Genomic DNA, 12,928 nt, shown 5'->3' with positions numbered 1-12,928 from the left:
GTTCGTACTCCTCCCCATAGTTGTCAAAGGGGTTCCAGCAACTCACCTCGGCATGAGTGTGGATGTCGATGGCAATGAGGTTCTTGTGGTCCATGGCAGATCTCCTCAGGGTTTTTACTGAGCCGGCAAGGGGCCCGACTTCCTAAACTAGATATGTTTTATAGCTTTATAGCAGGAACCCATGGCCCGCCTCCCCCACGTTATCCCCAGTCTGGACGAAGTTCAGGTCGACATCCGCGGCGCCATCGCCATCGTTCGTCTGTGCCGCCCCAAAAAGCGTAACGCCATCAACGACGGCCTGATCGCTGCCATTGCGCAGCGCTTTGACGAATTGCCCGAGACCGTGCACGCGGTGGTGCTGCACGGCGAGGGCGACCATTTCTGCGCCGGCCTCGATCTGGGCGAGCTCAAGGACCGCGATGCGGCCGAGGGCCTGCACCACTCCCGTTCCTGGTACTACGTGCTGCGTGACATCGAGCAGGGCCGCCGGCCGGTGGTCGCCGCGCTACACGGCGCGGTGGTCGGCGGCGGCCTGGAGCTGGCCACCGCCTGCCACATCCGAGTGGCAGACGACAGCACCTTCTTCGCCCTGCCCGAAGGCAGCCGCGGTATCTTCGTAGGCGGCGGCGGTTCGGTGCGCGTGCCCAAGCTCATTGGCGCCCACCGCATGCTCGACATGATGCTCACCGGCCGCGTCTACAAGGCCGCCGAAGGCGTGTCCATCGGGATGGCCCAGTACCACGTGCCCGCTGGCGAGGCCCTGGCCAAGGCGATTGAATTGGCCGAGCGCATCGCCCAAAACGCGCCCATGACCAACTACGCCCTGATCAACGGCCTGCCCCGCATCGCCGAGCAGCCGGCCGATCACGGCTTCCTCACCGAGTCCCTGCTGGCGGGCATTGCCCAAGCCGCGCCCGAGGCCAAGGCTCGGGTCCGGGCCTTCTTGGACGGCACGGGCCCCAAGGTCAAGGCCTGAAGGAGCAAAGCAGCATGGACAAGGCACAAGCCCCCGTCTTTCGCCCCTACACCTTCGGCGTGGACCGCGCCCGGGTGCGCACCGAAGGCGGCCACACCTATGTCGTGGCCGACGCGCCGCTGGGCGACTACCCGCCGCGCATGACTGACCACCTGGTCCGCTGGGCAAGCACCAAGCCCGACCAGACCCTCTTTGCCCAGCGCGACCCGGCCCTGGGTGGCCAATGGCGTCACATCACCTTCGCGCAAGCGCTGGACAGCGCGCGCCGCATCGGCCAGGCCCTGCTCGATCGCGGCCTGAGCGCCGAACGGCCCCTGGTTATCTTGAGCGAGAACAGCCTCTCGCACGCGCTGTTGGCGCTGGGCGCCATGTACGCCGGCATCGCCTTCTGCCCCGTCTCACCGGCCTATTCACTTGTGAGCAAGGACTACGACAAGCTGCGTCATGTGCTGAACACCCTGACTCCCGGGCTGGTGTTCGCCGCCGACTGGCAGCGTTTCCAGGCACCGATCGAGGCCTTGGTGGATGCCGGCATTGAGGTCATTCTGGACAACGCCAACGACGCAGCCAGCACCCGCGGCCACGCCATCACCCCGTTGGCGGCGCTTCTGGCCACCGAGCCCACCCCCGCGGTAGATGCGGCGATGGCGGCCACGGGTCCAGACACCATCGTGAAGTTCCTCTTCACCAGTGGCTCGACCAAGCTGCCCAAGGCGGTGATCAACACCCAGCGGATGATCTGCGCCAACCAGCAGCAGCTGGCGCAGTCCATGAAGTCGACCTTCGAGACCCCGCCGGTGCTGGTGGACTGGCTGCCCTGGAACCACACCGCCGGCGGCAACCACGACTTCTTCATGTGCGTGGCCCACGGCGGCTCCTTCTACATTGACGAAGGCAAGCCGACTCCGGCGCTCATTGGCGAGACGCTGCGCAACCTGCGCGAGATCGCGCCCACCTGGTACTTCAACGTGCCGGTGGGCTACGAAGCCCTGGCCCGGGCCATGGATACCGACGACTTGCTGCGCCGCAAGTTCTTTTCTCGCCTGCGCTCCACGATGTACGCCGGCGCAGCGCTGTCGCAGCCCGTACAGGACGCGCTTTACGCCCACGCCGACCGCGAATACGGCGAGCGCATCCCGATGACGGCAGGCCTCGGCATGACCGAATCCGCGCCGTTCGCCCTTTTCGTGACCAACCCGCATTCACTGGCTGGCCATGTGGGTCTGCCCTCGGCCGGGATGGAACTCAAACTGGTGAAGATGGGCGACAAGGAAGAGATCCGCTACAAGGGCCCCAACATCACCCCCGGCTACTGGCGCAACACGGAGGCCACCGCCGAATCCTTCGACGAGGAAGGCTTTTTCTGCACCGGCGACGCGGTGCTGTGGATCGACGAGAACGACAAGCACCTGGGCCTGAAGTTCGACGGCCGCATCGCCGAAGACTTCAAGCTGGCCACCGGCACCTTTGTGAGCGTGGGCCCGCTGCGCGGCAAGATCATCGGCGCCGGCGCGCCCTATGTGCAAGACGCGGTGATCACCGGCCTCAACTTGAACGAGATCGGCGCCTTGATGGTGGCCACACCGGCCCTTCGCCAACTCGCGGGCCTGCCCGAGTCTGCCTCGATGGAGGACGTGGCCGCCAGCGCGCCGGTGAAGGCCTGGCTGCAGGACCTGGTGACGCGCCTGTCAGAGCAGGCCACCGGCAGCGCCACCCGCGTGGCCCGTGCCCTGCTCCTGACCGATGCGCCTAGCATGGACAAAGGCGAGATCACCGACAAGGGATCGCTGAACCAACGCGCCGTGCTCAAGCATCGCGCCGCCCTGGTTGAAGCCCTGCATGCCGGCACCGCGCCCCATATCGCCACCCCCCAAAAGAAGGGAAGTTCCGCATGAACATTCAAGGACAAGCCGCCATCGTCACCGGCGGCGCCTCCGGCCTCGGCGAGGCCACCGCCCGCCTGCTGGCCGCACGCGGCGCCAAGGTGGCGGTGTTCGACCGCAATGCAGAAGGCGCCCAGCGGGTGGCCAGCGAAATCGGTGGCATCGCCTGTCCCTGCGACATCACCGACGAGGCCAGTGCCTCCGCAGCCATCGCCCAGGCGGCCGCCGCGCATGGCCCAGCGCGCCTCTTGATGAACGTGGCCGGCATCGGCAGCGCCAAGCGCATCGTGCAGCGCGATGGCAGCGCCGCGCCGCTGGCCGACTTCGCCCGCGTGGTGAACGTCAACCTGATCGGCGGCTACAACATGGCGCGCCTGTTCGCCGCGCAATGCGCCGCCCAGAGCCCGCTAGACGACGGCGAGCGCGGCGTGATCCTCTTTACCGCCTCGGTCGCCGCCTTCGACGGCCAGGTGGGTCAGGAGGCCTATAGCGCCTCGAAGGCGGGCCTGGTGGGCATGACCCTGCCCATGGCGCGCGACCTCGCCCAACATGGCATCCGCGTGTGCACCATCGCCCCAGGTCTCTTTGCCACGCCGCTGATGAACGAGCTGCCCGAGGCGGTGCAGCAGTCGCTGGCCGCGTCCATTCCTTTTCCGCCGCGCCTGGGCAAGCCCTCTGAGTTCGCCGAGCTGGCCTGCCACATCGCCACCAATGTGCACCTCAATGGCGAGGTGATCCGCCTCGACGGCGCCTTACGCATGGCGCCGCGCTGAAGCAGCGAGTCCGCCCCTCAAGGCTTTCCGACACAGACTTTCCACCGCAGGCATCCGATGTCCCTCGACCACCGCCCCGACGCTGGCGCCCTCGGCCATGTCCTCACCGAGGTGCTGCATGCGCCCGCCGTCCTCGCCGCACTGCCGCCGCACACCGCCTATGACGCAGACCTGCAGCGCCAAGTGCTCGAAGGCGCAGCCGAATTTGTCGGCGGCGTGATCGCACCGCTGACTCGGGTTGGCGACGAGGTCGGTGCCCGATTCGAGGCTGGCCAGGTCGCCATGCCGCCGGGCTTCCGGGCCGCCTATCAGTCCTTCTGGCAAGCCGGCTGGCCCGCGCTCGCGCACGCCGAGGAAGATGGCGGCCAGGGCCTGCCGGTGATGCTGGAGATGGCGCTCTACGAGATGTTGAGCGCCGCCAACCACGGCTGGACCATGGCCCCGGGCCTGCTGACCGGCGCCTACGAAACACTCAAGCACCACGGCGACGCCACCGTGCGCGGCCTGTTCCTGCCGCGTCTGGCCACAGGCGAGTGGCTGGCTACCATGTGCCTGACCGAGCCGCACGCGGGCAGCGACCTGGGCCTGGTGCGCACCAAGGCCACCCCGCTGCCCGGGCCCGATGGGGCCACACATCGCCTGGACGGCGGCAAGATCTTCATCTCTGGCGGCGAGCACGACCTCACCGACAACATCATTCACCTGGTGCTGGCCCGCCTGCCCGACGCGCCGCCCGGCCCCAAGGGCTTGTCGCTCTTCGTCGTGCCCAAGTTCTTGCCCGCAGGCGATGGCATCGGCGCGCGCAATGGCGCTTACTGCGACCGCATCGAGGAGAAGATGGGTCTGCACGGCAGCCCCACCTGCGTCATGAGCTTCGAAGCCGCAACGGGCTGGCTGGTCGGCGAGCCGGGCAAGGGCTTGGGCGCCATGTTCATCATGATGAACGCCGCCCGCCTGCACGTGGCCCTGCAGGGCATCGGACTGCTCGAGGCCGCCCACCAGCGCGCCACGGCTTACTCGTTAGAGCGCCGCCAGATGCGCGCGCCCGGCGCGAAAGACACCAGCCTCATCGCCGACCACCCTGCGGTGCGCCGCATCCTCTCGACCCAGCGGGCCTGGATCGACTGCGGGCGCGTGTTGGCCTACCACACCGCGCTCGCGCTGGAGGTGGCACGCAGCCACCCCGACGCCGCGCGGCGCGAGGCCGCCGCGAGCTGGTGCGCATTGGCCACGCCCATCATGAAAGCGGCCTTCACCGAGCAAGGTTTCGCCGGCGCCAGCGCCTGCCTGCAAGTCTTTGGCGGCCACGGCTATGTGCGCGAGTGGGGCATCGAGCAGATCGTGCGCGATGCGCGCGTGGCCATGATCTACGAAGGCACCAATGAGATCCAGGCGCTCGACCTCCTGCAGCGCAAGGTGATGCCCGATGGGGGCGCAGCACTGTCTGCCGCCCTGGACGGTCTGGGCGCAGAGCCGGCCGAGCGGCAGCGCTTTGCGGTGCTGGTCGACATCGCCCGTCGCATCACGCAGGCCGCTCCGGCCCGCATCGACCTGCCCGCCTGGGTGGCCGACGACTTCCTGCGCGCTTGCGCGGTCGCCCTGCTGGCCTGGGCCGGCACCCGGCTGGCGGGCGCGCCAGGCGGCGACACCGCACGCTGGCAGGAGCCGCTCGATGCGCTGGGTGCCTGGATCGTGCCGGAGTTCGACATGCGGGTGCGCATCATCGAAGACCGCCTCGGCCAGGGCATGCCCCAACCGGCAATGGCCGCTGAACGGACAACCGCCTCGTGACGGAACCCAGAAACGGCAGCAACGCCGACGTCACCACCAGCGAGGGGATCGACACCCAGGTGATCGAGGCCTTCCTGGGCTACAGCGCCCGGCGCGCCTCGCTGGTCATCTTGGCCAACTTCGTGCGGCGCATGGCGCCCCTGGCACTGCGGCCGGTGGACTTCACCGTGCTGGCCCTGGCCGGCAGCAATCCGGGCATCACCTCCAGCCAGTTGTGCCAGTTGCTCGACATCCAGTCGCCCAATCTGGTGGTGCTGATCAAACAACTGCAGGACCGCGGGCTGATCGAGCGACGGCCCCACCCCACCGACGGCCGCGCCATGGGCTTGCACCTGACGGCCAGCGGCCAGGGCCTAGTGGACCAGGCCACCACACTGGCCCATGAGGCCGACGACGAGGCCTCAGGCAAGCTGTCGGCGGCAGAACGACAAACCTTGGCCCGCCTGCTGCGCAAGGTCTATCAGTGATGGCCGGGAAGTGACGCCCAGTGGCCCTGGGCGGGCCGCTACACTGGTCGGTTTTGCAAGGAACATCGACATGAACACCACCCCTTCCGGCCTGCAATACCACGACACCGTGATCGGCGAAGGTGACGAGGCCCAGCCCGGCCAGTACGTCACCGTGCACTACACCGGCTGGCTTTCCAAAGATGGCGAGCGCGGTGCCAAGTTCGACTCCAGCCTGGACCGCAACGACCCCTTCGCCTTCGATCTGGGCGCCGGCATGGTGATCCGCGGCTGGGACGAGGGCGTGGCTGGCATGAAAGTCGGAGGCCAGCGCACCCTGCTCATCCCCCCGGAGCTCGGCTATGGCGCACGCGGTGCCGGCGGCGTGATTCCCCCGAACGCCACTTTGGAGTTCGCGGTCGAATTGCTGGCCGTCGAGTAAACCAGGCGCCCGGCGCGGCCAAGCGTCCGCCGGGTCCGCTGGATCTGCCGCGGCGCGCACCATCCGCGGCCGCAAACAAACGCCCCTTGAACCCGGCTCGGCAGCCCCCATCTGCCGACTCATTCCATTGCTTCCCCTGCCCGCCCATGTCCGACAAACCGACACACGCCGCCCAGGAAAACGACCTGCCCCTCGACGCCATTGCGGCCGGTGCCCTGGCCGAAGTCCAGGCTCAACTGGCCGAGCTCAAAGCCAAGAACGCCGAACTGGCTGAGCAGTTCCTGCGAGCCCAGGCCGACATGCAAAACACCCGCCGCCGGGCGGATGAGGACATGGCCAAGGCCCGCAGGTTCGCGATCGAATCGTTTGCCGAAAGCCTGCTGCCGGTCTGCGACAGCCTGCAGGCGGGCCTGGCCATCCACGATGCCAGCCCGGCGCAGATCCGCGAGGGGGCCGAGGCCACCTTGCGCCAGCTCAAGAGCGCGCTGGAGCGCAACAAGGTGCTCGAAATCAACCCCGAGGGCGGCGCCAAGTTCGACCCCCACCAGCACCAGGCCATCTCGGTGGTGCCCCGGCCCGAGGGCAGCCAGCAGGACGCGGGCACCGTGGTGGCCGTACTGCAAAAGGGCTACCTGATTGCTGAGCGGGTGCTGCGTCCCGCCTTGGTCACCGTGGCCCAGGGCTGAAGCGGCCCCTGGCCTGCAGGCGTTGAGGCCTTGACGCCTTGAGGCCTTGAAAGACGGGCTCCCGCCCGCACCTGCTTACCAATTCGAGCCTTGCGCCCGCCCTCCGGCGGGCCGACAGAACAGGAGAAATCATGGGAAAAATCATCGGCATCGACCTGGGCACGACCAACTCGTGCGTCTCGGTCATGGAGGGCAACACCCCCCGCGTCATTGAAAACAGTGAAGGCGCGCGCACCACGCCCTCCATCGTGGCCTACCAAGAGGACGGCGAGATTCTGGTGGGTGCCTCGGCCAAGCGCCAGGCGGTCACCAACGCGCGGAATACCCTGTACGCGGTCAAGCGCTTGATCGGCCGCAAGTTCGAGGAAAAGGAAGTCCAGAAGGACATCCACCTCATGCCCTACGAGATCGCCAAGGCCGACAACGGTGACGCCTGGGTGGCCGTGCGCGGCAAGAAGATGGCGCCGCCGCAGATCAGCGCCGAGGTGCTGCGCAAGATGAAGAAGACCGCCGAGGACTACCTGGGCGAGGCGGTGACCGAGGCCGTGATCACGGTGCCGGCCTACTTCAATGATGCTCAGCGCCAGGCCACCAAAGACGCCGGCCGCATTGCCGGTCTGGAAGTCAAGCGCATCATCAACGAGCCCACCGCCGCAGCCCTGGCCTTTGGTCTGGACAAGCAGGAAAAGGGCGACCGCAAAATTGCCGTGTATGACCTCGGTGGCGGCACTTTTGACGTGTCCATCATCGAGATCGCCGACGTCGACGGCGAAAAGCAGTTCGAGGTGCTGTCCACCAACGGCGACACCTTCCTGGGCGGCGAAGACTTCGACCAGCGCATCATCGACTTCATCATTGCTGAGTTCAAGAAAGAGCAGGGCGTCGACCTGTCCAAGGACGTGCTCGCCCTGCAGCGCCTGAAGGAATCGGCCGAGAAGGCCAAGATCGAGCTGTCCAACGGTGCCCAGACCGACATCAACCTGCCCTACATCACCGCCGACGCCACCGGCCCCAAGCACCTGAACATCAAGCTGTCCCGCGCCAAGCTCGAGAGCCTGGTCGACGAGCTGATCGAGCGCACCATCGCCCCCTGCCGCACCGCCATCAAGGACGCCGGCGTGTCGGTGGGCGACATCCATGACGTGATTCTTGTGGGCGGCATGACCCGGATGCCCAAGGTGCAGGAGAAGGTCAAAGAGTTCTTCGGCAAGGAGCCGCGCAAGGACGTCAACCCCGACGAAGCCGTGGCCGTGGGCGCTGCCATCCAGGGCCAGGTGCTCGGCGGCGACCGCACCGACGTGCTGCTGTTGGACGTGACCCCCCTGTCCCTGGGCATCGAGACCCTGGGTGGCGTCATGACCAAAATGATTGCCAAGAACACCACCATCCCGACCAAGTTCGCGCAGACCTTCTCCACCGCCGACGACAACCAGCCGGCGGTGACCATCAAGGTCTACCAGGGCGAGCGCGAGATGGCCGCGGGCAACAAGGGCCTGGGCGAGTTCAACCTCGAGGGCATCCCGCCCTCCCCGCGCGGCATGCCGCAGATCGAAGTGGCCTTCGACATTGACGCCAACGGCATCTTGCATGTGAGCGCCAAGGACAAGGGCACCGGCAAGGAAAACAAGATCACCATCAAGGCCAACTCGGGCCTCTCGGAAGACGAGATCCAGAAGATGGTCAAGGACGCCGAGCTCAATGCCGCCGAAGACAAGAAAAAGCTCGAGATCGTGCAGGCCCGCAACCAGGGCGAGGCCATGGTCCACAGCGTGCGCAAGAGTCTCACCGACTACGGCGACAAGCTCGAAGCCGGGGAGAAGGACTCCATCGAAGCCGCCATCAAGTCCCTGGACGAGGCACTCAAGGGCGAGGACAAGGACGCGATCGAGTCCAAGACCAATGAGCTCATGACCGTGAGCCAAAAGCTCGGCGAGAAGATGTACGCCGACCAACAGGCCCAGCAGGCTGCCGCCGGCGCAGCGGGCGCGGCCGGTGCCGCACCGGGCGGAGACGCCGGTGCGCAGGCCTCGGCCAAGCCGAACGACGACAATGTGGTCGACGCTGAGGTCAAGGAAGTCAAGAAAGGCTGAACCCGGAGACACCAGGACCTGCGCCCCCGGGCTGGCACGCATTCACTGCCTGCCACCGCGCCGCGTGCGACCTGTTGGCGAGGGCTTCACGCCCCGCCACCGGTCCGCGCGGCTTTTTTGCTGAAGGCTCGGCCTGCCACCAGGCGAACGAAAGAACATGGCTAGCAAACGCGATTACTACGAAGTCCTGGGCGTGCCCAAGAACGCCTCTGACGAGGAGATCAAGAAGGCCTATCGCAAGCTTGCGATGAAGCACCACCCTGACCGCAACCAGGGGGAGGCCTCCAAGGACGCGGAAGCCAAGTTCAAGGAGGGCAAGGAAGCCTACGAGATGCTCTCCGACGCCGAAAAGCGTGCCGCCTACGACCAGTACGGGCACGCCGGCGTCGACCCGAACATGCGCGGTGGCCCGGGCGGTGGCGAAGGCGGCGGTGGCTTCGCCGACGCCTTTGGCGACATCTTCGGCGACATCTTCGGCCAGGGCCGCGGCGGCCGGGGCGGCGGTGGCGGGCGACAGGTCTTTCGCGGCAGCGACCTGTCCTACGCGATGGAAATCACCCTGGAAGAGGCGGCCACCGGCAAGGACGCCCAGATCCGCATCCCCACCTGGGACAACTGCGCCCCCTGCAAAGGCTCCGGCGCCAAGCCTGGCACCCAGGCCAAAACCTGCGCGGGCTGCCAAGGTCAGGGCGTGGTGCAGATGCGCCAGGGCTTTTTCAGCGTGCAACAAACCTGCCCGCAATGCCGCGGCAGCGGCAAGATCATCCCCGAGCCCTGCCCTGCCTGCCAAGGCGCGGGCAAGCTCAAGCGCCAAAAAACGCTGGAGGTGAAGATCCCCGCCGGCATCGACGGCGGCATGCGCATTCGCAGCGCCGGCAACGGCGAGCCGGGCACCAACGGCGGCCCGCCGGGCGACCTCTACATCGAAATTCGCCTCAAGAAGCACGACATCTTTGAGCGCGACGGTGACGACCTGCACTGCCAGGTGCCGGTGAGCTTCATCACCGCCGCACTGGGCGGCGAGATCGAGGTGCCCACGCTGCAGGGCAAGGCCGCCATCGACATCCCCGAGGGCACGCAGGCCGGCAAGCAGTTCCGCCTGCGTGGCAAGGGCGTCAAGGGCGTGCGTGCGAGCTACCCTGGCGACCTGTACTGCCACATTGCGGTCGAGACGCCCGTCAAGCTGACCGAGCACCAGCGCAAGCTGCTGCGCGAGCTGGAAGAGTCGCTCAAGAAGGGTGGCGCGCGCCATTCGCCCAGCGGCGAGAGCTGGACGGACCGGCTGAAGAACTTCTTCAGCTGACCACGCGCAGGGCCTGGCAGGCCCGTGCCCACAAAACCGCCCGCCGCCGCACTGGCCCGGGCGGTTTTCTTTTGTGGCGCGTGTGGAGGGGCCGCCCACGTGGCAGCTTGATGGCACCCATCGCCAACCAACCTTGACCTGGAGCAAGAAACCCCGGCTCCCCCCCGGCGTTGCGGCCCCCGCGCAGTAGGATGATTCATCAACGCAGCGCATGGCCGGCGGCGGCTTCAGCCAAGGATCAGACATGGACGTCAACATCACTTTTCTCGGTGGCTCGGGCACGGTCACCGGCTCCAAGTACCTGGTGCGGCACAACGGCAAGTGCCTGCTGGTGGACTGCGGGCTGTTCCAGGGCTACAAGCAGCTGCGCCTGCGCAACTGGCAGCCCCTGCCGGTCACGCCCGGGCAGATCGATGCGGTGCTGCTGACTCACGCCCACCTGGACCACAGCGGTTACCTGCCGCTGCTGGCGCGCGATGGCTACACCCATGCCATCCACACCACGCCCGCCACGCGCGACCTGTGCGCCATCCTGCTGCCCGACAGCGGCCACCTGCAAGAGGAAGACGCCGCCTTCCTCAACCGCCACCAGCTCAGCAGCCACAGCCCTGCCCTGCCGCTATACACACGGCTCGATGCACTGCACTGCATGCGCCAGTTCAAGGTGCACAGCATGAACGCCGCATTTGAGCCCCTGCCCGGCTGGCGCGCCACTTTCTCGCCCGCCGGGCACATCCTGGGTGCGGCCAGCGTGCTGCTGGAAGTGGGCGGGCGGCGCATTCTTTTCTCGGGCGACCTGGGCCGGCCAGATGACTTGCTGATGAACCCGCCCGACGCGCCACCCGTGGCCGACACGGTACTGATCGAATCGACCTATGGAGACCGCCAGCACCCTGCCGACAACCTGCTGGAAGAGCTGGGCCCTGCCCTGCAGCGCCTGGCAGGCCGCGGCGGCGTGGCGGTGGTGCCGGTGTTTGCCGTGGGCCGCGCGCAGATGGTGCTGCACGCCATCGGGCTGCTGAAGGCGCAAGGGGCGGTGCCCAAGTCGCTGAAGGTGTTTCTGGACAGCCCCATGGCCGTGAGCACCACCGGCCTGTACCAGCACCACCTGGGCGAACACCGGCTCAATGCGCGCGAAGTCGATGCCATGGAACACGGCGCCACCATGGTGCAGACGCCGGAGCAATCCAAGGGGTTGGCGCGCCTGCACGGGCCGATGGTGATCCTGGCGGCCAGCGGCATGGCCACCGGCGGGCGCGTGCTGCACCACCTGGCCCTGCACTCCGGCGATCACCGCAACATGATCATCCTGACCGGCCACCAGGCACCGGGCACGCGCGGAGCCCGTCTGGCCGACGGCGAGAAAACCCTCCGCATCCACGGGCAGGACGTGGGCGTGAGCGCTGAAGTGGTCAAGCTGTCGTCGGCATCGGCGCATGCCGACGGCAACCAGCTGATCGCATGGCTGCGCAGCATGGGGCACGCCCCCGACAGGGTGTATGTGGTCCACGGGGAAATGGGCGCGGCCGACCACTTGCGCCAGCGTATCGAGCATGAGCTGCGCTGGCATGCCAGCGTGCCGGAGCACGGGGGCACCCTCGCGGCGTGATGGCGTCATGGCGTCATGGCGTGATGGCGTGCTGATCGGCGTGGCGCAGCCGGTCGCCGTGCGGTGACTACCTGCCCCTTGGGCAGGGCGCCATGCCAGCCCTCGTGGCAGCCCGGGACGCGTGATCGCCGAGCTGGCCCCAACAGTGCTGGCGCGACCTGCGCCCCGCTCCGGGCCGCAACGCCTGCGCACAGACGCAAAACGCTATTTATTTGATAGCAACAGGTGCAATAGATACCTGGACTGGCGGCTCTTTTGGCCAAAAATCGCGTTGAAAACACCCTTTTCAACGCCCCACCGGTGCCAGCGAAACACCCCTGAGCGACATCGGCCATCGCGTTTCACGATGACAGCGTAATGAAATACAGCTGAAAATGAGCAACCCTCGCCGAACAAGAAGTCTAGGCACTCCATGAAAAGCTCCGAGCGCAGTTTTGCGCGCCGCATTGACCTGACCTCGCTGCAGCTGTTTGTGGCTGTGTGCGAGCTGGGCAGCATCGGCCGGGCAGCCGAGCGCGAGTTCATTGCGGCGTCGGCTGTCAGCAAGCGCCTGTCGGATCTGGAAACCGCCGTGGACACACCCCTGCTGTACCGCCACAGCCGCGGCGTGACGTTGACGCCCGCGGGCGAAAGCCTGCTGCACCACGCGCGCACCGTGCTGTTCGGCCTGGAGCGGATGCAGGGCGAGCTCAGCGAATACGCCGATGGCGTGCGCGGCCATGTACGCATGCACGCCAACATCTCGGCCATCTTCCAGTTTTTGCCGGAAGACCTGGGCGCCTTTGCCCGGCTGCACAGCCAGATCAAGATCGATCTGCAGGAACACCTCTCCAGCGCCGTGCTGCACGCCGTGCAGGAAGGTGCCGCCGACCTGGGCATCTGCAACCTGGGCCAGGCTGGCACCGCACCCGGCCAGGCCCAGGCACAGG

General features: G+C 67.0%; 11 protein-coding genes and 1 pseudogene. 11 read left to right on the top strand and 1 reads right to left on the bottom strand.

Features of this window, described 5'->3' with window-relative positions; translation table 11 throughout:
- A pseudogene (locus QE494_RS11720) lies at nucleotides 1-94 on the bottom strand (4-hydroxyphenyl-beta-ketoacyl-CoA hydrolase); the annotation flags it as partial.
- An 87-nt stretch (nucleotides 95-181) separates the two neighbouring features.
- Here QE494_RS11720 and QE494_RS11715 point away from each other — a divergent pair.
- From QE494_RS11715 to QE494_RS11665, 11 genes are all read left to right on the top strand, one after another.
- Complete coding sequence (locus tag QE494_RS11715; protein WP_300043555.1) at nucleotides 182-976, top strand: crotonase/enoyl-CoA hydratase family protein; 795 nt, start codon at nucleotides 182-184, stop codon at nucleotides 974-976.
- A 14-nt stretch (nucleotides 977-990) separates the two neighbouring features.
- Nucleotides 991-2,871: a feruloyl-CoA synthase gene (locus tag QE494_RS11710; protein ID WP_300043554.1), complete on the top strand. Its 1,881-nt coding sequence runs from the start codon at nucleotides 991-993 to the stop codon at nucleotides 2,869-2,871.
- Nucleotides 2,868-3,632, top strand: a complete 765-nt coding sequence (locus QE494_RS11705; protein ID WP_300043553.1) for an SDR family NAD(P)-dependent oxidoreductase — start codon at nucleotides 2,868-2,870, stop codon at nucleotides 3,630-3,632. The genes QE494_RS11710 and QE494_RS11705 overlap by 4 nt, the downstream gene beginning before the upstream one ends.
- Nucleotides 3,633-3,689: 57 nt before the next feature.
- Complete coding sequence (locus QE494_RS11700) at nucleotides 3,690-5,423, top strand: acyl-CoA dehydrogenase family protein (protein WP_300043552.1); 1,734 nt, start codon at nucleotides 3,690-3,692, stop codon at nucleotides 5,421-5,423.
- Complete coding sequence (locus tag QE494_RS11695) at nucleotides 5,420-5,890, top strand: MarR family winged helix-turn-helix transcriptional regulator (protein WP_300043551.1); 471 nt, start codon at nucleotides 5,420-5,422, stop codon at nucleotides 5,888-5,890. Before QE494_RS11700 ends, QE494_RS11695 begins: the two co-directional genes overlap by 4 nt.
- A 70-nt stretch (nucleotides 5,891-5,960) precedes the next feature.
- Nucleotides 5,961-6,311 (top strand): FKBP-type peptidyl-prolyl cis-trans isomerase, encoded by a 351-nt coding sequence (locus tag QE494_RS11690; RefSeq protein WP_300043550.1) that lies wholly within the window; start codon nucleotides 5,961-5,963, stop codon nucleotides 6,309-6,311.
- A 146-nt stretch (nucleotides 6,312-6,457) separates the two neighbouring features.
- Nucleotides 6,458-6,997, top strand: a complete 540-nt coding sequence (gene grpE / locus QE494_RS11685) for a nucleotide exchange factor GrpE (RefSeq protein ID WP_300043549.1) — start codon at nucleotides 6,458-6,460, stop codon at nucleotides 6,995-6,997.
- Between the two features lie 131 nt (nucleotides 6,998-7,128).
- A complete protein-coding gene (dnaK, locus tag QE494_RS11680; RefSeq protein ID WP_300043548.1) occupies nucleotides 7,129-9,087 on the top strand; it encodes a molecular chaperone DnaK in 1,959 nt (652 codons plus the stop codon).
- Nucleotides 9,088-9,244: 157 nt separating this feature from the next.
- Nucleotides 9,245-10,390, top strand: a complete 1,146-nt coding sequence (gene dnaJ, locus QE494_RS11675; RefSeq protein WP_300043547.1) for a molecular chaperone DnaJ — start codon at nucleotides 9,245-9,247, stop codon at nucleotides 10,388-10,390.
- A gap of 244 nt (nucleotides 10,391-10,634) precedes the next feature.
- The gene (locus QE494_RS11670) at nucleotides 10,635-11,999 is read left to right on the top strand and encodes an MBL fold metallo-hydrolase (RefSeq protein ID WP_300043546.1); all 1,365 of its coding nucleotides are present in this window, start codon (nucleotides 10,635-10,637) and stop codon (nucleotides 11,997-11,999) included.
- 412 nt (nucleotides 12,000-12,411) lie between these two features.
- On the top strand, nucleotides 12,412-12,928 hold a 517-nt coding region (locus QE494_RS11665; RefSeq protein WP_300043545.1), incomplete at its 3' end, for a LysR family transcriptional regulator.

The organism is Ramlibacter sp. (assembly GCF_029866045.1).
GTDB lineage: Bacteria > Pseudomonadota > Gammaproteobacteria > Burkholderiales > Burkholderiaceae_C > Ramlibacter.
Note: the sequence above shows the minus strand (reverse complement) of the source record. Positions and strands in the feature narration are given on the sequence as shown.